The 25145-nt window shown below is 46.2% G+C and carries 25 protein-coding genes, 1 pseudogene and 1 other annotated feature; of the genes and pseudogenes, 3 read left to right on the top strand and 23 right to left on the bottom strand.

The genetic code is table 11. From position 1 onward, the window contains the following. Position 1 precedes the first annotated feature (1 nt). Positions 2-721 carry a response regulator gene (locus MKX80_RS06605; protein ID WP_154994822.1) on the top strand — a complete coding sequence of 240 codons (720 nt, stop codon included), beginning with the start codon at positions 2-4 and terminating at the stop codon, positions 719-721. Between the two features lie 19 nt (positions 722-740). Here MKX80_RS06605 and MKX80_RS06600 read toward each other — a convergent pair whose 3' ends face one another. From MKX80_RS06600 to MKX80_RS06565, 8 genes and pseudogenes are all read right to left on the bottom strand, one after another. Continuing rightward, entirely contained in the window at positions 741-2246 is a 1506-nt protein-coding gene (locus MKX80_RS06600; protein ID WP_043925626.1) for a tripartite tricarboxylate transporter permease, read from the bottom strand. Positions 2247-2268: 22 nt separating this feature from the next. Beyond that, positions 2269-2724 (bottom strand): tripartite tricarboxylate transporter TctB family protein, encoded by a 456-nt coding sequence (locus MKX80_RS06595; RefSeq protein ID WP_234112882.1) that lies wholly within the window; start codon positions 2722-2724, stop codon positions 2269-2271. Positions 2725-2822: 98 nt separating this feature from the next. After that, entirely contained in the window at positions 2823-3839 is a 1017-nt protein-coding gene (locus tag MKX80_RS06590) for a tripartite tricarboxylate transporter substrate binding protein (protein ID WP_268342705.1), read from the bottom strand. A gap of 276 nt (positions 3840-4115) precedes the next feature. Continuing rightward, positions 4116-4292: a hypothetical protein gene (locus MKX80_RS06585; protein WP_268332795.1), complete on the bottom strand. Its 177-nt coding sequence runs from the start codon at positions 4290-4292 to the stop codon at positions 4116-4118. 40 nt (positions 4293-4332) lie between these two features. Then, positions 4333-5169 (bottom strand): glycosyl hydrolase family 8, encoded by an 837-nt coding sequence (locus MKX80_RS06580; protein WP_268332794.1) that lies wholly within the window; start codon positions 5167-5169, stop codon positions 4333-4335. Beyond that, on the bottom strand, positions 5166-5405 hold the full coding sequence (locus MKX80_RS06575; protein ID WP_268332793.1) for a hypothetical protein: 240 nt from the start codon (positions 5403-5405) through the stop codon (positions 5166-5168). The genes MKX80_RS06580 and MKX80_RS06575 overlap by 4 nt, the downstream gene beginning before the upstream one ends. A gap of 277 nt (positions 5406-5682) precedes the next feature. Continuing rightward, positions 5683-6321, bottom strand: coding sequence for an adaptor protein MecA (gene mecA / locus MKX80_RS06570; RefSeq protein WP_009328831.1), 639 nt, complete (start codon positions 6319-6321; stop codon positions 5683-5685). Further along, a pseudogene (locus MKX80_RS06565) lies at positions 6303-6431 on the bottom strand (hypothetical protein). Before MKX80_RS06565 ends, mecA begins: the two are co-directional and overlap by 19 nt. A gap of 171 nt (positions 6432-6602) precedes the next feature. Between MKX80_RS06565 and MKX80_RS06560 the strand changes: the two are divergent. Next, a complete protein-coding gene (locus MKX80_RS06560) occupies positions 6603-7265 on the top strand; it encodes a TerC family protein (protein ID WP_154994815.1) in 663 nt (220 codons plus the stop codon). 31 nt (positions 7266-7296) lie between these two features. Here MKX80_RS06560 and spxA read toward each other — a convergent pair whose 3' ends face one another. The 7 genes from spxA to MKX80_RS06525 all read right to left on the bottom strand — a co-directional run bounded on the left by spxA (position 7297) and on the right by MKX80_RS06525 (position 14263). Beyond that, positions 7297-7692 (bottom strand): transcriptional regulator SpxA, encoded by a 396-nt coding sequence (gene spxA / locus MKX80_RS06555; RefSeq protein ID WP_009328833.1) that lies wholly within the window; start codon positions 7690-7692, stop codon positions 7297-7299. Positions 7693-7869: 177 nt separating this feature from the next. Continuing rightward, a complete protein-coding gene (locus MKX80_RS06550) occupies positions 7870-8448 on the bottom strand; it encodes a GNAT family N-acetyltransferase (RefSeq protein WP_003180619.1) in 579 nt (192 codons plus the stop codon). A 230-nt stretch (positions 8449-8678) separates the two neighbouring features. Then, the gene (locus MKX80_RS06545) at positions 8679-9602 is read right to left on the bottom strand and encodes an ATP-binding cassette domain-containing protein (protein WP_154994813.1); all 924 of its coding nucleotides are present in this window, start codon (positions 9600-9602) and stop codon (positions 8679-8681) included. A 1-nt stretch (position 9603) separates the two neighbouring features. Continuing rightward, on the bottom strand, positions 9604-10680 hold the full coding sequence (locus MKX80_RS06540; protein WP_182070866.1) for an ABC transporter ATP-binding protein: 1077 nt from the start codon (positions 10678-10680) through the stop codon (positions 9604-9606). Positions 10681-10684: 4 nt separating this feature from the next. Then, positions 10685-11602, bottom strand: a complete 918-nt coding sequence (locus tag MKX80_RS06535) for an ABC transporter permease (protein ID WP_003180613.1) — start codon at positions 11600-11602, stop codon at positions 10685-10687. A 4-nt stretch (positions 11603-11606) separates the two neighbouring features. Further along, positions 11607-12542 (bottom strand): ABC transporter permease, encoded by a 936-nt coding sequence (locus MKX80_RS06530; RefSeq protein WP_268310188.1) that lies wholly within the window; start codon positions 12540-12542, stop codon positions 11607-11609. Between the two features lie 95 nt (positions 12543-12637). Next, entirely contained in the window at positions 12638-14263 is a 1626-nt protein-coding gene (locus MKX80_RS06525) for a peptide ABC transporter substrate-binding protein (RefSeq protein ID WP_154994807.1), read from the bottom strand. Positions 14264-14724: 461 nt separating this feature from the next. Beyond that, positions 14725-14946: a binding site (T-box leader), on the top strand. Positions 14947-14998: 52 nt separating this feature from the next. Here MKX80_RS06525 and trpS point away from each other — a divergent pair. Next, complete coding sequence (gene trpS, locus MKX80_RS06520; RefSeq protein WP_182070867.1) at positions 14999-15991, top strand: tryptophan--tRNA ligase; 993 nt, start codon at positions 14999-15001, stop codon at positions 15989-15991. Positions 15992-16235: 244 nt separating this feature from the next. Here trpS and MKX80_RS06515 read toward each other — a convergent pair whose 3' ends face one another. The 8 genes from MKX80_RS06515 to fabF form a co-directional block, all read right to left on the bottom strand. Continuing rightward, entirely contained in the window at positions 16236-16988 is a 753-nt protein-coding gene (locus MKX80_RS06515) for a YjbA family protein (protein WP_182070868.1), read from the bottom strand. A gap of 128 nt (positions 16989-17116) precedes the next feature. Then, positions 17117-18031, bottom strand: coding sequence for an oligopeptide ABC transporter permease (gene opp4C / locus MKX80_RS06510; protein WP_075218384.1), 915 nt, complete (start codon positions 18029-18031; stop codon positions 17117-17119). 18 nt (positions 18032-18049) lie between these two features. Continuing rightward, complete coding sequence (locus MKX80_RS06505; protein WP_182070869.1) at positions 18050-19000, bottom strand: ABC transporter permease; 951 nt, start codon at positions 18998-19000, stop codon at positions 18050-18052. Positions 19001-19075: 75 nt separating this feature from the next. Then, on the bottom strand, positions 19076-20707 hold the full coding sequence (locus MKX80_RS06500) for a peptide-binding protein (protein ID WP_182070870.1): 1632 nt from the start codon (positions 20705-20707) through the stop codon (positions 19076-19078). Positions 20708-20819: 112 nt separating this feature from the next. Beyond that, on the bottom strand, positions 20820-21803 hold the full coding sequence (locus tag MKX80_RS06495) for a dipeptide ABC transporter ATP-binding protein (protein ID WP_216929470.1): 984 nt from the start codon (positions 21801-21803) through the stop codon (positions 20820-20822). 42 nt (positions 21804-21845) lie between these two features. Further along, a complete protein-coding gene (locus MKX80_RS06490) occupies positions 21846-22820 on the bottom strand; it encodes an ABC transporter ATP-binding protein (protein WP_075753440.1) in 975 nt (324 codons plus the stop codon). Positions 22821-23011: 191 nt separating this feature from the next. Beyond that, positions 23012-23800: a DUF2268 domain-containing protein gene (locus MKX80_RS06485; RefSeq protein WP_268328656.1), complete on the bottom strand. Its 789-nt coding sequence runs from the start codon at positions 23798-23800 to the stop codon at positions 23012-23014. 87 nt (positions 23801-23887) lie between these two features. After that, positions 23888-25126: a beta-ketoacyl-ACP synthase II gene (gene fabF / locus MKX80_RS06480; protein ID WP_073426285.1), complete on the bottom strand. Its 1239-nt coding sequence runs from the start codon at positions 25124-25126 to the stop codon at positions 23888-23890. Between the last annotated feature and the right edge of the window lie 19 nt (positions 25127-25145).

The following is a 25145-nucleotide window of genomic DNA, read 5'->3' as shown; positions in this document are numbered from 1 at the left end:
TATGAAAGCATTACAAGTGTTTATCGTGGAGGATGACATCAGGAACGCTGACATTCATCAAAAACTGATCAGCAAAATTGAAGGATTTTCTGTTATTGGAATCGCAGAAAACTTTCAAGATGCAAAAGATTTGCTTCCGGACGTGAAACCCGACCTTGTCCTGCTCGACATTTTTCTGCCGGACGGCTCCGGTATGGAGCTTCTCTGGCTGATCAGACAAAAGCTCAGGCATACAGACGTGATGATGATTACGGCGGCTAAGGAAGTCGAATATGTCGAACAGGCGATTCGCGCGGGAGCCGTCGATTATTTGATCAAGCCGATTATGTTTTCCAGGCTGAAAGAAACGCTGTTAAACTATCGGTCTTACCGCCTCAAGGTAAATGAAATGTCTTCAATCGATCAGACAGACGTTGACAGCTTGATGGCAAAAAGGCGAAGTATCATGAAAGAAAAACAAACCGCTGAAGCCGATTATCCGAAAGGAATCGACGGCCTGACGCTGAAAAAAGTAGCCGGTGTTTTAAACAAAAGCGAAAACAGCGATGGCATCACCGCCGAAAACCTCGGGCGCACCATCGGTGTCAGCCGGACGACCGCAAGGCGTTATTTAGAATTTTTAGCTGCCGAAAAGCATGTAAAAACAGAACTTTACTATGGAACCGTCGGGCGTCCCGAGCGGCGCTACAAGCCCGTAAAAAATGAAAGTCCGGAAACGTAGCGTTCCGGACATCAAAAGCCTAGCCTTCCAAATCGATCGACTTTTTATTTCTGTTCTTCATTGCCCGGGAAATCGGCGGCACGATGAGAGACAAAAGAGCCGTAATCAATAAACCGATTGTGACGGGACTTTCAAAAAACACGGACAGGCTTCCTGATGACAGCGTCATCGCTTGTCTGAATGATTCTTCCATCAAACTTCCAAGAATAAAAGCCAAAATAAACGGAGCCGCTGGAAAAGACAGCACTCTCATAAAATATCCGAGTATCCCGAAGAACACGAGAATATAAAGGTGTACGACATTAAATGTCACGGCATAGACGCCGATCAGGCAGAAAACAAATATGAGCGAAATCAAAAGCTGCTTCGGAATCAGAAGAATTTTTGACAAGAAAGGAATTAACGGCAAATTTAAAATCAGCAGAAATAAATTGCCGATATACATGCTTGCGATCACGCCCCAGAACACGTCGGGATGATCCGTCAGCATGAGCGGTCCCGGCTGAACGCCGACGACCAAAAGTGCTCCGAGCAGGACGGCCGTTGTCCCTGATCCGGGAATTCCGAGTGTCAGGAGGGGTACGAATGCGCCGCTCGTTGCCGCATTGTTCGAAGTCTCAGGTGCAGCGACTCCTTTAATATTTCCCTTGCCAAACGTTTCAGGATGTTTTGAGATTCTTTTCTCCGTAATATAAGAAATAAATGATGCAATCGTCGCCCCTGCACCAGGCAGGATGCCGAGCAAAAATCCGATGACCGAATGCCTTGCGATCGGTCCCGAAATCTCTTTCATTTCGCTTTTCGTCACCTTCAGGCTGCCGACTTGAGACGCTCCCTCTGTCATCGGCTTGTTCCGCGTCTTGATTAAAAACGCAACTTCAGCAAGTGCAAACAAACCGAGAGCCACGATCAGAAAATCGATTCCTTCCAGAAGGCTTGCCGCACCGAATGTAAACCGTTCGGTCCCCGTCTGCGGATCAATCCCGATGGTAGCCGTCATAAAGCCCAATGTCGCAGAGATCAGCGCTTTAACCGTCGATCCTTCGGAAAGGCTTGAAATCGCCACCAAGCCGAGCATCATCAATGCAAAATATTCTGTCGGCCCAAATGTCACCGCAATGTTTGCCATTGTCGGCGCGACGAGCATCAGCGCAACCACGGTAATCGTTCCGCCTGCAAAGGAGCAAATTGCAGCGATGGCAAGGGCTTTTCCCGCTTTCCCCTGCTTTGCCATCGGATAGCCGTCAAACGATGTTGCGACAGTGCCCGCCACTCCGGGGGCATTTAACAGAATCGATGACGTTGAACCGCCAAAGACCGCTCCGTAGTAGACGCCCGCCATCAAAATTAACGCGGAGGCCGGGTCCATTCCATAGCTTAATGGGATCATAATGGCAATCGCGGTGATCGGCCCGAGCCCGGGCAGCATCCCGATAACCGTCCCGATCAGCACCCCGATAAACGCGAACATGATATTCTGCGGAGTCAGCGCCACCTGAAACCCGTATAAGATACTATCTAACATGCACTTCCCTCCTTATGTTCGATTAAAGAGGCATAACCCCCTGTGGAAGCATGATGTTGAGTACATAATTGAATGAAAAATAAATTGTGCTGCTGAAAATTAGTGAAACGATCGCAGCCGTTTTCCAATTTCGATATCCCAACACCGCGGGCAAAACGATCAGCAGCATCACCGTAGAAAGCAAAAATCCGATGAATTCTAAAACCGAAATGTAGATCAACAGAGAAACAACACAAAGCATCATGACTTTGACGTCTTTTTTCTTCAGCTGAAACAGCTTTTTCACCGTTGTATCCTTTTGATCTCTTTCAAAAAACAGAAATATTCCCAAAATGAGAAGTAATATGCCTAAACTTTTCGGCAGCACATCCGCATCGATTACCGCGTACGGATAGCTGTCTAAATTAAAGCTGAGCGCCAAGTAAATGGCTGCAACAGCCAAAATGATGACAGAAACGGCCCGGTTTGTGATTCTCATGGTTTACACCAGCCTTTCTCGATTTCAGCTTGCCGGTCGCCGGCTGTGTCGGGCAAAGCTTTTAGGCCCTGCGGACCGGCAACCTTGCGGAGACCATTTTATCTGTCACCCAATCCGATATCATCAAGGAGCGCTTCCATTTCTTTATATTGAGCGTCAAGATAGTCTTTGAATTCTTGATGGCCCATAAAGTTATCCGTCCACCCATAGCTGTCCCGAATCGATTTCCAGCTGTCTTTTTCCATCATCTCTTTGATTTTTTCCTCATAATACTTTACGGCGGACCCACTCATTCCCGGAGGTCCCATAAATCCTCTCCAGACCGTAAATTCATCATCTATTCCCTGCTCTTTTAAAGTCGGGAAATCCTTGACGGTATCTCCTTTCATGCGCTCGGGAGCGGTGATGGCCAGCACTCTGACTTTTCCGGCGCGCGCCTGTTCGGCCGCTTCACCGACACCCGTCGAGTAGACGTCGGCTTTTTTCCCGAGCAGCATGCTCATTCCGGCGCCGTCTTGCGCCGTAATGTATTTCAGCTCTTTCGCATCAACGCCCGCCTTTTGAACAGCGCTGACAAATTGCATATGGTCCATGCTTCCCGGAGAAGACGTCCCTACAATAGAGGCTGCTTTCGGATCTTTTTTAAGCGCATCCACAAGGTCTGTCATCGACTGATAAGGCGAATCTTTATGAACGACAAACGCTCCGTAATCGGCAATCACGCTTGCAATCGGCGTAAAATCACTGTGGCCGTACTGGGATTGTCCGTTTAAAGGCACGAACAAAATCGGCGGTGATGTGACAAACAACGTATGATTATCACCTTTTTTGCGGTGGACATACGACCATCCGGACGCTCCCCCGCCGCCCGGTTTGTTGACGACAGCCATCTTTTCAATCAATTTTTCTTCACCCAAGATTTTTGAGATCGTTCTGGCCGTTGTATCCCATCCCCCGCCGGCTCCGGCAGGCGCAACGACCTCAATTGCTTTTGAAGGCTTAAAGTCTTTTTCATTCGCGGCTTTATTTGAAGCCGTGTTTCCGCCGCATCCTCCCAAAATCAGCGCAAACGCAAGTAAAATCGTAAAGCCGTAACATCTGCCCCTCTTTGTCATGTTGTGCTCCCCCTTTATTGTAATCGCTTTCATTATAGCTTCCTTGTCTTTCCGTGCACAGTTTAACTGCATAATATTCTTTTTGTTCATAAAGTTCACAAAAAAACCTTCCCCAAATATAGATGGGGGTTGAAGTCCCTGATACTCATTACAATTACACTTCTTCATCAAAGGAGAGGATATTTACGAAAGACTCACAACGACGGAATACTCCTGCCAATTAACAAACCCTTCTCCGCAGAGAAGGGTCAGTCTATCAATTTGAAATTACATTCTTTAAGGAAGATACATCGTAAATTTGCCGTTTGCCACCAGGCTGTTCAACATGTAAAGGCAGGATCCGTAATAATCTTCAGGAATATATGCGCTGTTAAACGCATTGGCAAACCCTGTCCTTAATGAAGCATCGCTTGCTGCAGTCGCGCCGCCTGCATTTGCGGCAATCAGGCCCACCGGACTTCCTTTTTTAACGGCCGTCCCATTCAGCGTATATTCATGGGCCCCGTTTCATAAACGTCAAGAACTTGTTAACCGCTTTTTGCTCGCTGGTGCGATATGCGTTATCTGCCGAGGACCAAAGTGCATAATCCATGGCGATATGAGACACCGTCCGCCAGGCATCATAACTGAAATTGCGGTCTGTTTCCGTTGAGGAATGTGCCGCGTCGCTTACACCGTCGAAGCCGGCTTCATCAGGAAAGAGCCCTGTGGCGGCATTGGTGACGGTTGATCCGTTATTTAAAACACTTTTAAACGTCGTTTCTGACAAGTATGTTCGAGATTTGTTTGCTGCATCTTTCCAAAAATACTGCTGACTGCTTCTGGCGCTTTTAGCGAATAACTCAAAAAAAGCAGGAACGTGATAGGAAGGATCCGTCCAATTGACATAAGGGCCGAATCGAACCATCGCATAGCGCTGATCCTTGCTGTTTTTAATAAAAACTCTCGATTCCTTGCCAGCTTTGGCGTATTCGCCGTCACCGGCCAAAGCGTCAAGCATGTCTTGAGCCCGCGCTTTGTAATCATACGGGTATTTTTTATCACCCCAGCGGCCAGACGCCATCATGAGCGCTGCAGCAAACCAGACTTCGCCGTCAGATGCAACGTTCTGATCAATGGTTTGCACGTCAGAGCCGTTCGTTTTCATATGCCAGCTATGGTAGCCGTACAAACTGTCATTTCTGTCAGAATGGCGCATATGTTTGCGGACGAAAACCCACAGCCTTTGGAATTTATACTCATCATTCATTTGCAGCGTAATCATCATCCCATAGCTCATACCCTCTGTTTTGACGCTGTAATAACCATTGCCCAGGTTATCGTCCGTCATCGAAGCGATGTAAGCTGAACCGTCCTTATATAATGAAACAGCGATCCGCCTTTACCATCGCCTTTCGCATCAAAATACTTTTTATAGGCCTGATTCAAATTGTTTTTGCCCATTGTTCCGAGAATATCCGGGGTCTTGGAATGTACGGCCGCCATGGCTGTTTGAGAATAAGCAGCACAAAAACATGTTAAACCAATAAAGACAGCCATGATCCATTTTAAACATTTTCGTTTCAAATCGTTCTCACCTTTCAATATTTGTCATGATACCTCATCCATCTTAATCATTGAGGTTGGGAAGTGTATAGATGATATTGACCTATTCGGTTTGGGCCGAAATAATTGTTTTCTTTTGAAAGTGGTAAGCCGTTTGAATGATGCAGAATGGGAGGATTGAAGCTGTGGGGAACTTAAACTAATGAAAATACTTCTTATCATTGTCTTTATTATATTTGTTCCCACTGTGTATAGGAACGGAGAAAATTAAAGCCGGCTTCAAAAGAAACCGGCTTTTTTATGCAAAGTGCTTTTTTATTGTATGAAGAGCATGATCCGCTGCAATCAGTTTTCCATACTCTTTCAGCATATGAATCGTCATCTTTGATTCTGAGGCATACTCCAGCAGAATGCTCAGCTGGTTTTCCACCTCTTCATCAGGCAGTTCATTGAAATCCACGAATAAATAATAGCGGTTTTCATGAGAGTACAATGTCGTTTGGCAACCGCTGACAGACATTTTTGACAGTGAGATTAAATCCTCAAAATCGTCAAATTTTAAAACAAACTGCAGTTTCTGCTCTTCTGCCTGCTCTTCTTTTTGAAAGTCGTCAAGCAAAGCATCAAGGCTTTCTTCTGCTACATGCTGTTTTTTATCTTCAGGAATCGGCAGTTCCAGCTTTTGTCCGTCTTTGGACAGCTGAGCTCTTGTCACAATGATTTCCAATCCCTTGTCAAGGGCCTGCACTTGAATCCAAAGGGGGCCTTCAACGGCAAACTCTTCTTCTTCGTGCACTTCGTCCATCATTTCCCAAAAAAGCTCTTCACTGCGTTCTCGATTGTACCAAATTTCTTCTCTGTCAAACCCGCGGTCTTCGATATCTCCGTAGGAAATATAAAACTTAACCGTGTGTTCGTTTATTCTTTCGATTTCCATTTGCCAACCTTCCCTTCTTTGTAAGATGTTGAAGGGATAACTAAGCTCCCAATTAATTGTACTTTACTACACTTTACCCATTACGTCCACTTCTTAACCTTATCCCTGATCAATCTTTATTTTCTATTTTATGATAAAAAAGGCGGAAAAGAAATAAAAACGCCTCCAAGGTCAAGCTAACATATTTTCCGGCCTGCTTCATATATTAGTTGTACAAGCAGCAGCTATAGATTTGGGCGACTTTTTAGGCAAGTCCCAAAGGCAAAGCGAGGTGCCAGTTGATGGAACACGATATACTGATGTCGTTCCTTGTGATCATCGGAATCGATCTCATACTTGGCGGCGACAACGCTGTTGTGATTGCAATGGCAAGCCGTCATTTGCCTCCCCGGCAAAGGCAAAAAGCGATCATCATCGGCACATTGATCGCCATCATGATGAGAATCGCGCTAACCATGGCAGCAGTGTACCTGCTCGCGGTTCCTTATCTGCAATTTATCGGAGGAATCTTCCTGTTGTACTTAGGATATCAGCTTCTGATCGAGAAAAAAGATGCCCAGCAAGTCAAAGGCGGGACATCTTTATTTAAGGCGATCCGCATCATCGTGATTGCCGATTTGTTCATGTCCCTTGATAATGTGATTGCGGTCGCTGGAGCTTCGCACGGACGCCTGATGCTTGTCGTTGTCGGCCTGATGGTCTCCGTTCCGGTCATCATTTGGGGCAGCAGGCTGATTCAAGCGGCCCTTGCTAAATTCCCGCTCTTCATATACGCAGGAAGCGGATTGCTCGCTTATACTGGCGGCGAAATGATTGTCAGGGAGCAGGAGTTGTCTTCCTTTATGGCGCAGCACAGCACCCTCGAAATGCTGCTGCCCGTCCTTACGGTTATTTTTGTGATTTTAGCCAGTATTTATTATGAACAGACGAGTGAAAAGCATTAAAAAAAAGAAGGCTGAAAAATTCAGCCTTCTTTTAGTTTGCGAGACGCTGCGCTTCACGAAGCTGGAATGTGCGCACTTTGCGCGGCAGGAAGCGGCGGATTTCGTCTTCGTTGTATCCAACCTGCAGGCGCTTTTCGTCAATGATGATCGGACGGCGCAAAAGGCCCGGATGTTCATTGATGAGCTGGTACAGCTCTTGAAGCGGCATTGTTTCAAGGTTGACGTTCAGCTTTTGGAACACTTTGGAACGGGTTGAAATAATTTCGTCTGTTCCGTCTTCCGTCATTCGTAAAATCTCTTTTATTTCATCAATTGATAAAGGCTCTGAAAAAATATTTCTTTCCGTAAACGGAATATCATGTTCTTCTAACCATGCGCGCGCCTTTCTGCAAGACGTGCAGCTTGGGGATGTATATAATGTAACCATATTGCTTCACTCCTTAAAAAGTAGAATGAAATTAGCCTATTCTTAAATTGAAATAACTCTAAAAAAGTAATCTTTATTGAGTATTATACTATAAAAAAGTAAGTGTGAACAGTCTGTAACAGAAATTTTTTGACAATCCAGCGACTTTTGCTTTTTTATGCCATGTGTTATTCTCATTTAGCTTAATTCATCGAAAATGTTCTTCTGTTTATGATCGTCAACAATTGTAAGGACGTCATCCACATCTTCATAAGATTCTCCATACCATTTCTCATCTTTGTATGTATGGATTTTTTCGTACGTTTCTTTCATCGCGTCAAACACTTCTTTCTCTGTGTTTGATTTTGGAGACCAATACAAAATCTCCATTTTGTTCACTTTGCCGGTTGCAAGTGACCGGCGGCGGTAACCAATCGACTCAGCGTGTTTAAAGTTTTCCTTTTGATAAAATTTTAGACGTTTCGCCGTATCGGCATCATCTTCATCCACGGGCTCGACTTCGAGGAGGATCGGTTTGTTTTTCTTTTTCAGCTTCTCAATCAGCTTGGAACCAAGTCCCTGTCCTCGCGCGTCTTTAGAAACGAATAAATAGTCGATGAAAATAAAAGAGTCGAATTCAGCGTACATCAACACATGATGACGGCCTTCTTCTTTATGGTAAATATCGTTTTGTTCCTTTAATAATGCTTCCATGTGCTCTTTTGATTTCATTTCTTCAATTGGGAAATACTCGCTAAGCTTCTCATACCAGTTCATTGATTTGCTCCTTATGGATGTTCTAATTTCACACTTTAGATATACCCGCTTTCTTTTTAGTTTAAACAAAATCTTTTTTAGAAAGGAGCTTCAGTGAGCTGAGCATGTTACCTACATATACTAAGACGGTTGTCTTCCGCTAAGGTTTCAAATTTTTTCTCAAAAAAATTGCCGGCGGTTGTTCGGCATTAAAAAAAGACAGCCGTCAAAAGGCTGTCTTCCTGCTTCATTTATTTAGATTGATAGGTTTTAAATTCTTCCTCTGTACACATGACGAAATGGCCGGGCTTTACTTCGCGGAGTTCCATTTGTTCGTCACCTTTCAGCTGATGGACAGACGGATCATACGCCTTCCGCACGCGCGTGCGCTCATAATCCGGATCAGGCAGCGGAATGGCGGAAAGCAATGATTGTGTATACGGATGAAGCGGATTTTCATACAGTTCATCTGCCGGCGCCAATTCAACAAGCTTCCCGAAATACATGACGCCGATCCTGTCGCTGATATATTTGACCATCGACAGATCGTGGGCGATGAAAAGGTATGTCAGTCCTCTTTCCTTTTGCAAATCCTTCATTAAATTGACGACTTGCGCCTGAATGGACACGTCCAGAGCAGAGATTGGTTCATCGGCAATGATGAATTCCGGTTCGACCGCAAGCGCCCTTGCGATTCCGATTCGCTGGCGCTGTCCGCCGGAAAACTCGTGCGGATAGCGGTTCGCGTGCTCTTTATTTAAGCCGACGAGATTGAGGAGTTCATGAACGCGCTCAAGCCGCTCTTTTTTCGTTTTGGCTAAACCGTGGATGTCAATTCCTTCTGCGATGATGTCGGCAACCGTCATCCGCGGGTTCAAGGATGCATACGGATCCTGAAAGATCATCTGCATCTTCCGGTTGAATTCGAGAAGGTCCTTGGCAGACTTTTTGTCGTGGACATTCTTTCCCTTAAACAAGACTTCTCCGGAAGTCGCTTGATACAAACGAATGATCGAACGGCCGGTCGTCGACTTTCCGCAGCCGGATTCTCCGACAAGACCGAGCGTTTCTCCTTTGTAAATGTCAAAAGAGATTCCGTCAACAGCTTTCACAATCCCTTTCGGTGTTGAAAAATGCTGTTTTAAATTCTTGATTTCGAGCAGTTTTTCTGCCACGTCATTCACCTTCTTTCACTTGAACCGGTTTTTCATACTGATTTTTAAACTCTTTCATCTTGCTTTGGACAGCCGCCGGCGGCTCGACTTTTGGAGCGTCCGGATGCAAAAGCCATGACTTCACATAGTGTGTATCAGATATTTTAAACATCGGCGGTTCTTGTTCAAAATCGATTTTCATTGCATACGGGCTTCTTAATGCAAAGGCATCGCCCTTCGGCGGATTGGTCAAATCAGGCGGAGATCCCGGTATCGCCATTAATTCTTCATCACCGTCGTTGTCAAGGCTCGGCATTGAGGCCAACAGTCCCCATGTATACGGATGCTTCGGATTGTAGAAAATCTCGTCGACCGTACCGATCTCCACAATCTGTCCCGCGTACATGACGGCGACTCTGTCTGCGACGTTCGCAACAACGCCGAGATCGTGTGTAATAAAAATGATGGATGTCTCGATCTTTTTCTGCAGGTCTTTCATCAGCTCTAAAATCTGCGCCTGAATCGTCACATCAAGAGCTGTCGTCGGTTCGTCCGCGATTAAAAGCTTTGGATTGGCTGCAAGCGCCATCGCGATCACAACGCGCTGCCGCATCCCGCCGCTGAATTCGTGCGGATACTGGTTGACGCGGCGTTCAGGCATCGGAATTCCGACCAGGCTGAGAAGCTCTATCGCCCGCTTATTGGCCTCTTCCTTTGAGATCTTTTCATGCTTAAACAGCACTTCTGTGATTTGACGGCCGACTTTCATCGTCGGGTTCAAAGAAGTCATCGGATCCTGAAAGATCATGCCGATTTCTTTTCCCCTGATCGACTGCATTTCTTTTTCCGTTTTCGGAACCAGGTCTTGTCCGTCAAATAAAATTTGTCCGTTTTTAAAATAGCCCGGCGGCATCGGAATCAGTTTCATAATTGCCTGTGAAGTGACGCTTTTACCTGATCCGGATTCACCAACGATCGCAAGCGTCTCTCCTTTGTCAACATGAAAGTTGACGCCGCGGATCGCCTGTACTTCTCCGGCGTATGTTTTAAAAGAAATGGCTAAATCTTTCACTTCAAGTAAGTGTTTCATCTTTCTCACTCCTTTATTTACGCAGCTTCGGATCTAAAGCGTCGCGCAGTCCGTCGCCGATAACGTTGAATGCAAACATGGTCAGACAGATAAAAGTAGCCGGGAAGAACAGGCGCCACGGGTAATATTCCAATCCCTGCACACCGTCTGTTGCCATCGTTCCCCAGCTTGCAAGCGGCTGCGGAACCCCGAGGCCGAGGTAGCTTAAAAACGCCTCATAGAAAATAGCCGTAGGCACGGTTAATGTCATGGTGACCAAGATCGGGCTCATGATGTTGGGCAGCAGGTGCTTTCTGATGATGCGCGAGTTTTTCGCTCCCAATGTTCTTGAGGCGAGCACAAACTCTTGATTTTTAAGCTGGAGTACTTGTCCACGGACGATTCTCGCCATGTTGATCCATCCCGTAATAACCATCGCCACGATCATCGTGATCAAGCCTTTTCCCATAACAACGAGCAGCAGGATCGTCATTAATAAGGAAGGAATTGCCCATAAGATATCTGCAATTCTCATCATAATTTCATCCGTACGTCCGCCTCTGATGCCGGAAATCGCACCCCATATCACACCGATCAAAACGTCGATCAGTGCAGCAGCGAGTCCGATTGTCAGCGAGATGCGCGCGCCGACCCATGTACGGACGAATACGTCCCTTCCAAGGTCATCTGTTCCAAACCAGTGCTCACCGCTTGGCGGCTGGTTCGCATTCGTTAAATCCGTTTCTTCATATTGAAAGCTTGAGAACACCGGCGCGAAGATAGCCATCAGAGCGATCAGGATCAGAACCACCAGTCCAAACAGCGCCAGCTTGTTTTCTTTAAATCTCAAGAATACGTCTGTCCAAAAAGAAAGGTTTTTCTTTGAGATCTTTTCGGCTTCGCTATGGTCAACAGCTGCAGGTTCAAACATGTCTTTTGGTATTTGCTGCATCCTCTTACTCCCCTTTCTTAGCGCCAAACAGTTTAATGCGCGGATCAATTAAGCCGTATAAAAGATCGACAATCAAGACGCAAAGCAGCAAGATTGCCCCGAAGAAGACGGTAACGCCCATGATCACCGTATAGTCTCGGTTCGTAATGCTGGTGACAAAGTGCATGCCGAGTCCTGGTATACCGAAGACTTTTTCGACGACAAACGTTCCTGTCAAAATGGACGCCGCCATTGGCCCCATATATGTAACAACCGGCATGATGGCATTTCGTATCGCATGCTTAAACGTAACGGCCGGTGTGCTCAAACCTTTTGCACGCGCCGTGCGGATATAGTCGCTGCTCAACACTTCAAGCATGCTCGAGCGCGTCAAACGGGCGATAAACGCCATCGGCATCGAGGAAACAGCGATTGCAGGAAGCACAGTGTGTCCCCATGACTCCCATTGCGCGACAGGGAACATGCCCAGCTTCATTGCCAGCACGTATTGGAGAAGTGCAGCCATGATGAAGTTCGGCACAGAGATCCCGACAACCGCAATGATCATCGCTGTGTAGTCCTGCCAGTTGTTTCGCTTAAGCGCGGCGATCACGCCGAACAATACGCCGAAAGCCAGAGCAAGGCAAATCGCTTCCAATCCGAGTGTAAAAGAAATCGGAAAACCTGAGCTGATCAAGTCATTCACAGTTTGTCCCTTATATTTAAATGACGGCCCGAAATCCCACTTTGCTACCGATACTAAATAATCGAGATATTGTTTAAAAAGAGGCTGGTCTAAACCATAGTAGGAATTGAGACTGGCTTCAATTGCAGGGGGAAGTTTCCTCTCGCCTGAAAAGGGTCCGCCCGGTATCGCTCTCATCAGGAAGAAGGTAGCTGTTACGATAACCCAGAGAGAAATTAACATATAAACAAGACGACGGCCTAAAAATTTAATCAATTTTACACACCTCCGAATATTCAGTCTATTAACTTCTTTTCATAAATAAAAGTATATGGGGGGAAAGTCTAAGCCCCATATACTTTCATGCAATTTTATTCAAAATGCGCGGTTTTGAAATAGATCTCACCGGTACCAGTTAGAACAAAGTCTTTTAAGCTTTCATCATGAAGATACGGCATTGTGTAGAAGTAGATCGGCGCGACCGGTAGCTCATCCATGATGATGCTTTCTGCTTCTTTCATCAGCTCGATGCGTTTCGCTGAATCAGTTTCTCTTGATGCTTTATTCAGCAGCTCTTTATACTTCGCGTTTTCCCAGTTCGTATCATTGTTTCCGCCTTCTTTGTCGCGGTATGTTTCAAGGAAGTTCATCCCGTCGTTGAAGTCGGCGGTCCAGCCTAAACGGCCGATTTGATAGTTTCCGGCATGGAGCTTATCGATGTATACGTTCCATTCTTCATTGCCTAATTCGACATCTACGCCCAGTTCCTTGTTCCACATTTCCTGAACGGCTTGAGCGATTTTTTGGTGCGCTTCATCCGTGTTGAAGGAAAGCGTGATTTTCGGAAGGTCTGACGCTTTTTTCAAACCGAGCTCTTTCAAGCCTTTTTCCAAGTATTCTTTCGCTTTATCAACATCATGGTCTTTGAAATAACCTTCATTGGACTCAAAGCCGTGGACTGCCGGCGGCACTAATCCCATCGCAGGCAGCTGTTCCGCTTGCGTGATATTTTTGACGATCGCTTCGCGGTTGATCGCGTATGTCAGGGCTTTACGGATGTTGACATTGTTCAGCGGAGCCGCTTCAGTGTTGAATTTGTACAGGTAAACCGATGCGAACGGATCGATTTGCAGGCCTTCTTTTTTCAGGCTTGGAATCGCATCCGTTGAAATCTGATCTAGCGGCTGTCCTACAAAGTCAAGCTCGCCTTTTTTGTACATGTTCAGACCCGTGTTCGGATCGTTGACCATCGCCATATTGATTTTCTTCAGCTTAACAGCGTCTTTATCCCAGTACTGGTCGTTTTTCTCCAGTACGATGTTTCCGCCGTGCTTCCATTTCGCCATCTTGAATGGTCCGTTAGATACGTAGTTCTCGTCTGCGTTTGTGTACCATTTCGCATTCTTCTCTGCTACCTTTTTATTGACTGGCATATATGTGTAGAATGCTGTCAGTTCAGTAAAATAAGGTGTCGGTTTTTCAAGCTCGACTTTTAAAGTCTTATCATTAACAGCTTTAACGCCGACATCTTCAATTTTCCCTTTGCCGGTGTTCGCTGCTTCCCCGCCTTTTAAGTAGTAAAGCTGATACGCATATTGCGATTCATTTTTAGGGTCGAGCGCCCATTTCCATGCGTATTCAAAATCCTCTGCTGTTACAGGATCTCCATTTGACCATTTCGCGTCGCGGAGCGTGAATGTGTATGTTTTCTGGTCGTCGCTGACTTCGATTTTTTCGGCTGCCGCTTCAACCGGCTTTCCGTCTTTACCGATTGTCGTCAATCCTTCAAAAGTCTGACGAAGCACGTTCGCAGACACCGAATCGTTTGCAAGTCCCGGATGTAGTGAAAACGGTTCTGTTTTAATGTTGACATTTAATGTGTCTTTCCCTTTGCTGTCTTTTTTACCGCCGTCACCGGAGCTTGAGCCGAAGCCGCAGGCGCTGAGGACGAGTGTGAAAATGAGCATTAAACTGATAAATGACAAACGCTTCTTCAAAGAGAAACCCCCCCAATTTCTTGTTTTTTTAGTTCCTTACTCCTGAACATTCAGATTTATCATAAAAAAGTAATAGGCCCACTTGCCATACTTTTTCCTCTGTTTCGTCTTTTCTGAATATTTGTTATGTAAGAAACCTGTAACACCGAGGTGAACAAATTCATTATAATTAATAGAATAATTTATTGCAATATTAATTTTCAATTATTTTTTTATTCAAACTATTTATGATTGTCAGGTTTTCTGCCAAATGTACAAATACACTTCTCTGTTTTAAAGCGTAACCACATTAAAAGGAAAGTTAATGTTTTACAGGTTAAAACGTTTTACACGTATAACATTAACCATTCTTTATATCGAACCAGATGCTGCCGCGCCAACTTTATTCAGCCCGGTATTCGTTTTCTTTTCCCCGAGGCTGTCGACTTTCATTTAAAATTTATATATAATAAAATTATGAATAACATGCGATGAAGAAGAAGAGTACACATTTCTCCCCATTTAAAGAGAGTCCGCGGTGCTGGGAGCGGATAATGGCGAATGTGGAATGGGCTTCGGAGCAGCTGACCGAACACGGATAAGTAGGCTCAGCCGGAGAAGACTCCGTTACAAACGTCTAGAGCGATTTCATTTTGACCATAATGAAATAATCAGGGTGGCACCACGGTTCATTCGTCCCTTTTCTTTTAAGGGAAGAATGGGCCTTTTTATTTTGAAATGGAAAGAGGGATTCACATGAAAAAAACGATTTTTTCCGGTATCCAGCCGAGCGGCTCTGTCACCCTCGGCAACTATATTGGAGCGATGAAGCAGTTTGTCGACTTGCAGGATGACTACAACTGTTACTTCTGCATCGTCGATCAGCACGCGATCACAGTCCCGCAGGACCGGCTCGCGCTGAGAAAGAACATCCGGAACCTTGCCGCGCTGTATTTGGCGATCGGCCTCGATCCGAAAAAAGCGACGCTGTTTATCCAATCGGAAGTGCCTGCACACGCTCAGGCGGGATGGATGCTTCAGTGCGTCGCCTACATCGGCGAGCTTGAGCGCATGACGCAGTACAAGGATAAATCAGCCGGAAAAGAAGCCGTCGTCTCCGGGCTTTTGACATATCCTCCATTAATGGCGGCCGATATCCTGCTTTATGGAACAGACGTCGTCCCTGTCGGCGAAGATCAGAAGCAGCATCTTGAATTAACCCGGAATTTGGCGGAGCGTTTCAATAAGAAATACAATGACATCTTCACGGTTCCAGAGGTTAAAATACCGAAAGTCGGCGCCCGCATTATGTCGCTTGCCGACCCGCTCAAAAAAATGAGCAAATCCGATCCGAACCAAAAAGCGTTCATCACCCTGCTCGATGAACCAAAACAGCTCGAGAAAAAAATCAAAAGCGCTGTCACAGATTCCGACGGAATCGTCAAATATGATAAAGAAAACAAGCCCGGTGTATCCAACCTTCTGACGATCTATTCGATTCTCGGACAAGTTTCAATCGAAGCGCTTGAAGCAAAATACGAAGGCAAAGGCTACGGCGAATTTAAATCAGACCTCGCCGAAGTCGTTATCGGCGCGCTGAAGCCGATTCAAGACCGTTACCACGAATTGATCGAATCTGAAGAGCTGGACCGGATTTTGGACGAAGGCGCAGAACGCGCAAATCAAACAGCAAACAAGATGCTGAAAAAAATGGAAAATGCAATGGGGCTTGGCCGAAAAAGACGCTGATCCAAGAACACCTTCTGATTGTTCGATAATCAGAAGGTGTTTTTCATAGAGAACAGCCGCCGCTCCGAATTCACCTGCCTTCGGATCACGATACTCCTATAATAAATGATTCAAAACACATATCTACAGTCCTTCATTGACCGCTTTGTCAGAAAGACAGCTCACATTTTTTATTTTTCAATATAGGATTTTCACTTTTGCAAATAAAAAGACCGCCGCACTCCCGGCAGTCTTGATTCTTCATTTAGTTGACTTTAGACTCATTCTCAATTTCCCAAAGCTTTTCAAAAAACGGCTGTCCTTTAATCAAATTTTCACAAAAGTCCCTGTGCTTGTCTGACCACCCGTCGATCGTCTCATTGAAAAGCATGTCCCAAATCTCTTCAAATGTCATGCGCTTGATCTGTTCATACATATACGGGTTCCATTCGGTGTACCAATAGGCGATTTCGGCTCGGTTTTGAAGCCCTTTGAGCTGATCGAGCGCCATGAACAGCAGCTGTTTGAGCTGGCGTTCTTTTCTCGTTAATCCTCTGACATGCTCCGGTGATAAGGATAAAATGTGGTATTCCTTGGAAGATTGCAGCTTCTCTGGTGCAAACTCGTAAGTATCCGCTTCAACGTCCTTCACCATTTCATAAACGAGCTGCTCCTGTCTCGGGATGAGGCGGCTTTTTCTTACCGGTATTGTATAACCGGCCGTATCGACCGCGAGAATACCAATGCCATCCGTTACGACGAAACAATGATCAAGCTGTGTCCGCTCATGATTTTTGCGAATATACGCTTTTTGATGAACATCGTTTAATAATTCGGCCGGAAGCTCTGACAAATCATTTTCTATGTAGTGAAACAAAACAGACGACACCCTTAACAAAGGCACCTGGTCAAGCAATTCAACACTGTCTTCCTTCCGCCATTCATGAAAGTGGCAGACGTTGTAGCCATTTTCTTCTCCCTCAAACCAATTCACCCACACATCATGAAGAAACAACATTTCTAACCCCTCACTTTTAATAAAAACTGTTGTCCACAGTATAGGCAAGGGGGAAGGAATTTATTCCAACCGGCTGAGATTATGGCAATTACAATCAAAAAAAGCCAAGGGCGGCACCCCTCAGCTTTTTATTTAATATTCTTCGGATCAAGCGCATCGCGGAGTCCGTCTCCTAAGAAGTTAAAGCACAGCACAGTGAGCAGGATCATCAGGCCCGGGAACAGAGGGTACCACCACGCCTGGATCATAATCGTAAAGTTCTGTGCGTCCTGAAGCATATTGCCCCAGCTTGCCATCGGCGGCTGAACCCCGAATCCAAGATAGCTTAATGCCGATTCCGCAAGGATTACGGTACCGACGGAAAGCGTCGCGGCAACGATAATTGGCCCCATCGCATTCGGAAGAATATGAGAAAAAATGATTTTGTAATTTCTTGTGCCGATCGTTTTCGCCGCCAAGACGAACTCCCTCGACCTCAAGGACAAAAACTCGCTCCGCACGAGGCGCGCCGTCGTCGTCCATCTCGTCAAGGCAAATATTAAAATCAGTTTATCTATGCCCGGCTGGAAGATAGTGACCAGCGTGATTAACAGAAAGATGTCAGGTATGGATAATATAATATCAACAATTCTCATCAAAATGGCATCAATGATTCCGCCGAAATAGCCGGCGATGGCTCCGACAACGGTTCCGATGGTGATCGAGCCGAGGACGGACGCGAAACCGACGAGCAGCGAGATTTGTGCGCCGTACAGCAGGCGGCTGAAAATATCCCGGCCGAATTTATCCGTTCCCATCAAATGCTCCGCGCTCGGCGCTTTTAATTTATTCATGAGATTTTGCTGTTCCGGCGGGTATGGAGCAATCAGCGGTGCAAACAAGGCCGACAGTACAATGATAAGCAAGAGAATTCCGCCGATGACAGCGAGCTTGTTTTTGAAAAACTTCTCGAAAAAGATTTTTGTCATCGTTTCCGGTTTTTGCGAAATGTTTTCTTGAAGCCCGATCTCAGCTGAAGGCACTTGTGGATTTGGCTGTGTCATGATTAACTCCCCTCTTTCTTAATACTCAATCCGCGGATCGATGATCGCATACAGAATGTCTGCTATTAGATTGCCGATGACAACCAGTACAGCGGATATGACGGTCATCGCCATAATCACGGGATAGTCTCTTTGAAACGCGGAATCAATAAACAGCTTCCCGAGTCCAGGCCAGCTGAAGATCTGTTCGGTCACGACCGCGCCGCCGATAAAGGATGGTATCATCAGTCCGAAAATCGTTACAACCGGGAGCAGTCCGTTCCGCAGTCCATGCTTGTACACGACCCGATTTTCTTTAAAACCTTTTGCTCTCGCCGTCCGGATAAAATCCTGGCGCAGCACATCCAGCATGCTTGACCTTGTATATCTTGTAAGCCCGGCCATATCCGCGGTGGCGAGTACGAAAGCAGGCAAAATTAAGTGATGAATCCGATCCCACAAACTAAAGCCCGAATTCAGCGTCATCACGCCCCCGGTCGGAAACCAGCCTAAATTAACGGATAACACCATAATTAAAATTAAACCGAACCAAAAGTTCGGAACGGCAAGTCCGATAAAAGACGTAAACGTAATGCCGTAATCAAGCTTTGAATAGGGCCGCCTTGCCGAGAGCACGCCGAGCGGGATCGAAATCAAAAGCGCCAAAATCGTTGATACGAGCATTAATAAAAGCGTATTGGGAAGCCTGGCAAGAATCAAATCGATAACAGGCGTTCCTTTCCTGACGATCGATGTGCCGAAGTCCCCTTTCACCATATTGCCGAGCCATTTCAAATATTGAATATGTTCGGGTTCATTCAGTCCGTATTTTTCGATGAACTTCTCGCGGTCAGCCTGTTTGATGGACGGGTCCACCATCAGTGACACCGGATCACCGGGAGCCGCTTTCATGATCGCGAAAGAAAGAATGGTAATCCCAAACAGGATCGGAATCGACATCAGCGTTCTCCGAATAATGTATGTAACCATCTTCTATTCCCCTTTTATCATGGATTTTAAAGAGCAGGGAGAGGACATCCCCTCTCCCTTTTAGAGAATATTAGATTATTTTTTCAGCCACCATTTGTTCACTTCATAGAAATCGTTTTTCGGATGGAATTCGAAGCCTTGCAGGTTTTTAGGGATCGCCCGGTGGTAGTTGTAATAGAACAGGAATGTATACGGCTGATCTTCGGCGATCATTTTGTAGATTTTCTCGTAAGCTTTCGAATATTCTTTTCGGTCCTTCAGTTTCTTCGCGTTGACGAGAAGCTTATCGACTTCTTCATTTTTGTACCATATGTTATTTAAGCCCGCTTTCGATTGGCTGGAATGGAAGATGTCATATTGATCAGGGAAGGTCGCCAAGCTCCAGCCGAGCAGGAGTGCATCATAATTCCAGTTCGGCGCGCTCGTTTGTTCAATTAAAGCGCTGAACTCGACGATTTGCGGCTTCGCTTCGATACCGATTTCTTTCAGCTGCTGCTGAATGACAACTGCGGCATCTTCGCGCACTTTATTTCCCTGGTTCGTTTTAATGGTAAAGGAGAACTTTTTGCCGTCCTTGTCTAAAATGCCATCACCGTCTGTATCTTCCCAACCCGCTTCTTTGAGCATTTTCTTCGCTTTTTTCGGGTCGTATTCAAAGATCGGAATATCGGCTTCTTTCGGATAGTTCCACGATACAGGGCTTTCCGGAATATTCGCGACTTCCCCATCGCCGTCCAGAACATTTTGAACGATCGATTCGCGGTCAATCGCATGGGTTAAGGCCTGGCGGATTTTTTTATCTTTAAACAGCTCATTTTTTTCGTTCCAGCCGATGTATGAATAGTTCAAGCCAAGATCAGACTCAAGCTTGACATGATCGAATTTTTCGACCGTCTTCACATCAGTGCCCGGGACGACGAAATAATTAATGTCTCCAGCCTGAAGCTGGGCGATCGCCGCATTGGCATCCGGAATCACTTTGTATGTCAGCGTGTCAAGGTATGGTCCTTCACCGTAGTAATCTTTAAATGCTTCAACTTTAACGTACTGTCCTTGTTTCCACTCTACGAATTTAAACGGTCCCGTTCCGATCGGTTTTTTCCTGTTAAATTCGTGTTCGCCAAGGTCTTTAATCGGCACGTCCCCTAAAATATGCTCAGGAAGGATTCCGTAGCTTAAAGAGACAGGCAAAAATGAAGGGTCCGGATGCTTAAGCTTGAATTCAACCTCGTAGTCTCCCTTTTTCGTCACTTTATCAATCATTTCAAAATTGGAGCCGCGTTCACCGGCATAGTCTTTGCTCAATGGGATGTTATACGTAAACACGACGTCATCGGCCGTAAAGTCCTCGCCGTCATGCCATTTTACGCCTTTTTTCAAAGTCACGTTATACGTTATGCCGTCTTCCGACTGATCTATTTTTTCAGCAAGCTTCATCGTCGGATTTAAATCGGTGTCAGAGCCGACAAGGCCGTCAAAAATAAACCCTTCAATATCAGAGCTTGACGCATCGGTTGAATACAAAGTGTTGAACATCGTAGGCTCCCCTGTAGAACCGATGACCAAGTCTCCGCCCTGCTGCGGCTTCCCGTCAGATTTGCCTTCCTTTTCGTCCCCTCCGACTTCGCCGCTGTTACAGGCCGTTAGAAAGATCGATAAGATCAGCAGCAAGCTTAAAATTGAAAATCCTGTTTTGCGTTTGCTCATTTTATGAATTCCCCCTTATTAAACTGTTGTCCTTCTTTCCACCCGATTGACCCCCGTTTTTTAAAGAAGACATTCCCCCTCTCAAGGATTTAATATGTGACGGCTTCCCCCTTTATTCGTAAAGGTGGCACGCCACAAAATGGTTTGTTTTCACTTCCTTGAAAGCGGGTTCGGCTTCCGCGCAAACCGCTTTTGCGGCCGGACACCTCGTATGAAATACACAGCCTTTCGGAGGGTTGGCGGGGCTCGGCAGCTCGCCTTTTAAAACGATTCGCTCCCGCTTTGTCCCGCCTTTCTTCCTAGTGACGGGAACGGCGGACAGAAGCGCCTGCGTATATGGATGAAGCGGATTGTCGTACAGCTCATGCTTGTCTGTCAGCTCCATCATTTTGCCGAGATACATGACACCGACCCTGTCGCTGATATGGCGGACGACGCTCAAATCATGGGAAATGAACAAATATGTCAGATTGAATTCTTCCTGAAGCTCTTCCATCAGGTTGATTACTTGAGCCTGGATTGACACGTCCAATGCGGATACCGGTTCATCGGCGATAATAAGCTCCGGATTTAAGGCGAGCGCCCGCGCGATTCCGATCCGCTGGCGCTGCCCCCCGGAAAATTCGTGGGGATAGCGGTTCGCAAACGACGGGTGCAGCCCGACCTTAGCCAAAAGCTCTTCGGCTTTTTCGTTGCGCTCTTTGAAATTGTACATATGATGCGTGTTGAAGGGTTCTTTGATGATGGAACGCAGCGTTTTTCTCGGATTCAGTGAGGCAAACGGATCTTGGAAAACCATCTGGATGTTTTTGCGGACGCTCTTTCTCAACGCTTCTTCCGACAAACTTGAAATGTCGCGGCCTTTGTAAAAGATCTGTCCTGCCGTCGGTTTATAAAGGCGGATCATCGTCCGTCCGGCGGTCGACTTTCCGCAGCCCGATTCACCGACAATGCCGAGCGTTTCGCCGCGTTTAAGCGAAAAACTGATGCCGTCCACCGCTTTGACGTCGCCGATTTTTTTCTGAAATATCCCTGAGCGGATCGGAAAGTACTTTTTGATGTCTTTCAGCTCCAGAAGGGATTGTTGTGGGTTCATTTCCTGTCCGGGCTGTAATTGTTCAGCTGATGAAGTCATCCCTTATTCTCCCTCCTCATATAAAAAACATCTGACAGACCGGCCGTCCGGGCGCGTTTTCAAGCCCGGCTGCGCTCCCCAGCATTTGTCGACCGCGCTCGGACACCTCGGAGCAAACCGGCAGCCGGCCGGAAGGTTGTCAGGCGTCGGCACATTTCCTTTAATGGCTGTTAATTTTTCAATGGAGCCTTCAATGACAGGGATGGAGTTTAACAGTCCTTTTGTATAGGGGTGCAGAGGTTCATCGAATAGTTCGTCTACTGTGGCATTTTCAACAACTTGTCCGCAATACATGACGATCACACGGTCCGCAATTTCGGACACAACGCCGAGATCGTGGGTAATGAGAAGTATGGAGGTATCGAATTTGTCGCATAGGTCTTTCATCAGTTCCAGCACTTGGGCTTGAATGGTGACGTCAAGCGCTGTTGTCGGTTCATCCGCGATGAGCAGCTTCGGATTGCAGCTTAAGGCAATGGCGATCATGACCCTCTGCCTCATGCCGCCCGACAGCCGGTGCGGATATTCTTTCATCAGCTCGCCTGCCCTTGAAAAACCGACAAGCTTTAATAATTCTACCGCTTTTTTGGCGGCTTCTTTTTTCGATAGCTTTTTATGATAGATCAGCACCTCTGTGATTTGTTCGCCGATCGTCAAAACCGGATTGAGCGAGGTCATCGGCTCCTGAAAAATCATCGAGATTTCATTTCCGCGGATCTTGCATAAATCTTGTTCCTTGTATGTAACGAGATCCCGTCCTTCGAGCTTGATAGAACCGTTCATGATCTTTCCGCCCGAGCCCTCGACGAGTCCCATGATTGACAGAGACGTGATGCTTTTACCGGATCCCGATTCGCCGACCAGCGCCACGGTCTCCCCTTTTTTAATTGAAAAATCGACGCCGTCCACTGCGGGTATCGGCTGCTTTTTTCTGAAAAAATAAGTTTTTAAATCATTGACTTCCAGCAATGCGCTCATCCAGATTCCCCTTCCATAGACCAGAAGTTAAATATCACAAAAAACTAATATATTACTTTTTTAGAATTTTCTTAATATGACTGAATTATCTTAAAATTTTATAGTTGTATATTATTACATAATCATTACAAAAGCAAGGAGTTTTTTGATTTTTTGTAATAATATTAATTTAATCCCATAATTTTAGTATTTTAAAGCGATAGCTTTATAAAGTCTTCTGACGGAAAGGCTAAAACATCGGCAACCTTCAAATTTCGAGCCGATAAATGTTTTTTTACAATACTGTAACCGACAGCATATCCGAGCATGTCTGGATAATGTCCTTTTCCAAATAAAATATTGGAGAATAGTCGGCCATCGTGTCGGCGCAGCTCGAAATGCGGCTTTACGAACCGGTCTTGAAAATGGCGAAGCTGTTTTTCGGTGTAATATGACGTCCATGCGGCTGTTTCAGCTTCCCCCAACCGTTCAAAAACGGCATATTCTGCAAGGCCTTCGAGAATAATTGTATCAAGCAGCGTCATCTTATTTTCTTCTTTCGGCATATTTTCTAACCGGCAAACGTGATTATATTCGTGCGTCATGATAGCAGAAATCGATGACCGGGGAAGATCGGCCGATAAAAACAAAAATAATTTGTCGCTGAACGCAAGGCCTGATTTAGAGCCGAATTCGACGCGGATTTTGCGGTTTCTTTCATCGACCGGCAGGATGAAAATCGGAACATCCGGCCCGTTCCATCTTTTGCAGAGCAGCTGTTCTTCCCGTCTGACATGCTGAAATACGCCGTTTTTCTTAAGCTGCTTCATCGTATGCTCACCGTCCGTCCACGAACGGAACATGCCGTGGGTCTGCAGGTGGCTGACAATCGCCGCCGCATCCGCTTTTGAAGCGCCTTTAAAGTACGGAATGAGAAAGTTTGACAATTCCTGCACGGATGAAGCCTGTTCAATCCATTCATACGTGCTTGCTATACTCATTTTAGATCACACTCCTTTTTCATCTGTATGGTATGCATGCTAAAAAAAACGGCCACCATCTAAAATGGCAGCCGTTTATATTTGCGGTTATTCATATTTTTTGAAAATCAGCGTTGCGTTGTGTCCGCCGAAACCAAGCGAGTTGCTGAGCACAACATTTACGTCCTGGCGGCGGGCTTTGTCCGGTACATAGTCCAGATCGCAATCTTCATCAGGTGTTTCGATATTGATTGTCGGAGGAATGATGCCTTCCTTAATGGCAAGGACGGAGAAAATCGCTTCGATGCCTCCGGCAGCCCCGAGCAAGTGCCCTGTCATCGATTTTGTCGAGCTGACGGCAAGCTTGTAGGCATGCTCTCCGAACACTTCTTTAATCGCGATCGTTTCAAATTTATCATTGTACGGTGTGCTTGTTCCGTGCGCATTGATATAATCAATGTGCTCAGGGGACAGACCCGCATCTTTGATCGCTTCTTTCATGGCTCTGACGCCGCCTTCCCCATTTGGCGCAGGAGCCGTGATATGATAGGCGTCTCCCGTTGATCCGTAGCCGACCACTTCCGCGTAGATTGTCGCTCCGCGGTTTAATGCGTGCTCAAGCTCCTCAAGAACGACGATTCCCGCTCCTTCTCCCATGACGAAGCCGTCGCGGTTTTTGTCAAATGGACGGCTTGCCGTTTTCGGATCCGGATTAGTGGAGAGCGCTTTATTGGCCGAAAAGCCGGCAAATGACATTCTTGTTAGCGGGGCTTCCGTTCCTCCGGAGATCATGACATCTGCATCGCCGCGCTGAATGACTTTAAAGGCGTCGCCGATTGAGTTTGTCCCCGTTGCGCAAGCTGTCACCGTACAAGAGTTGACCCCTTTTGCACCGAGAGAGATCGAAATCTGGCCGGTCGCCATATCAGGAATCATCATCGGTACAAAGAACGGGCTGACGCGCCGCGGTCCTTTTGTTAAAAATGTTTCGAACTGCTGTTCAAGCGTTTCAAGGCCGCCGATCCCGGAACCGACCCAGACGCCGACCCGGTCTGCGTTGCTCTCGTTAATGTCGAGCCCCGCGTCTTCCACGGCCATTTTCGCCGACACAACGGCATATTGTGTGAAGCGGTCCATTTTTCTCGCTTCTTTTTTATCCATATAATCTTCTATCTTAAAATCTTTCAGTTCTGCGGCTACTTTAGCAGGATACTCGTCCGCGTTCACCCTTGTAATCGGGCCGACCCCGGAAACCCCGTTGACCGCGTTGTTCCAGCTCGTTTTGACGTCATTACCAAGAGGTGATAAAGCTCCTAATCCGGTAATGACTACTCTTTTACTATTCATAAGTTGCACCTCACCTTTC

This window comes from Bacillus sp. FSL K6-0972, assembly GCF_037976035.1.
Taxonomy (GTDB): domain Bacteria; phylum Bacillota; class Bacilli; order Bacillales; family Bacillaceae; genus Bacillus; species Bacillus haynesii.
Note: the sequence above shows the minus strand (reverse complement) of the source record. Positions and strands in the feature narration are given on the sequence as shown.

Bases quoted from the DNA above. Each gene is read 5' to 3' on its own strand.
- MKX80_RS06605 (WP_154994822.1), top strand. From the start codon at position 2: ATGAAAGCATTACAAGTGTTTATCGTGGAGGATGACATCAGGAACGCT.
- MKX80_RS06600 (WP_043925626.1), bottom strand. From the start codon at position 2,246: ATGTTAGATAGTATCTTATACGGGTTTCAGGTGGCGCTGACTCCGCAG.
- MKX80_RS06595 (WP_234112882.1), bottom strand. From the start codon at position 2,724: ATGAGAATCACAAACCGGGCCGTTTCTGTCATCATTTTGGCTGTTGCA.
- MKX80_RS06590 (WP_268342705.1), bottom strand. From the start codon at position 3,839: ATGACAAAGAGGGGCAGATGTTACGGCTTTACGATTTTACTTGCGTTT.
- MKX80_RS06580 (WP_268332794.1), bottom strand. From the start codon at position 5,169: ATGACGGACGATAACCTGGGCAATGGTTATTACAGCGTCAAAACAGAG.
- mecA (WP_009328831.1), bottom strand. From the start codon at position 6,321: ATGGAAATCGAAAGAATAAACGAACACACGGTTAAGTTTTATATTTCC.
- MKX80_RS06560 (WP_154994815.1), top strand. From the start codon at position 6,603: ATGGAACACGATATACTGATGTCGTTCCTTGTGATCATCGGAATCGAT.
- spxA (WP_009328833.1), bottom strand. From the start codon at position 7,692: ATGGTTACATTATATACATCCCCAAGCTGCACGTCTTGCAGAAAGGCG.
- MKX80_RS06550 (WP_003180619.1), bottom strand. From the start codon at position 8,448: ATGAACTGGTATGAGAAGCTTAGCGAGTATTTCCCAATTGAAGAAATG.
- MKX80_RS06535 (WP_003180613.1), bottom strand. From the start codon at position 11,602: ATGCAGCAAATACCAAAAGACATGTTTGAACCTGCAGCTGTTGACCAT.
- trpS (WP_182070867.1), top strand. From the start codon at position 14,999: ATGAAAAAAACGATTTTTTCCGGTATCCAGCCGAGCGGCTCTGTCACC.
- MKX80_RS06515 (WP_182070868.1), bottom strand. From the start codon at position 16,988: ATGTTGTTTCTTCATGATGTGTGGGTGAATTGGTTTGAGGGAGAAGAA.
- opp4C (WP_075218384.1), bottom strand. From the start codon at position 18,031: ATGACACAGCCAAATCCACAAGTGCCTTCAGCTGAGATCGGGCTTCAA.
- MKX80_RS06505 (WP_182070869.1), bottom strand. From the start codon at position 19,000: ATGGTTACATACATTATTCGGAGAACGCTGATGTCGATTCCGATCCTG.
- MKX80_RS06500 (WP_182070870.1), bottom strand. From the start codon at position 20,707: ATGAGCAAACGCAAAACAGGATTTTCAATTTTAAGCTTGCTGCTGATC.
- MKX80_RS06495 (WP_216929470.1), bottom strand. From the start codon at position 21,803: ATGAACCCACAACAATCCCTTCTGGAGCTGAAAGACATCAAAAAGTAC.
- MKX80_RS06490 (WP_075753440.1), bottom strand. From the start codon at position 22,820: ATGAGCGCATTGCTGGAAGTCAATGATTTAAAAACTTATTTTTTCAGA.
- MKX80_RS06485 (WP_268328656.1), bottom strand. From the start codon at position 23,800: ATGAGTATAGCAAGCACGTATGAATGGATTGAACAGGCTTCATCCGTG.
- fabF (WP_073426285.1), bottom strand. From the start codon at position 25,126: ATGAATAGTAAAAGAGTAGTCATTACCGGATTAGGAGCTTTATCACCT.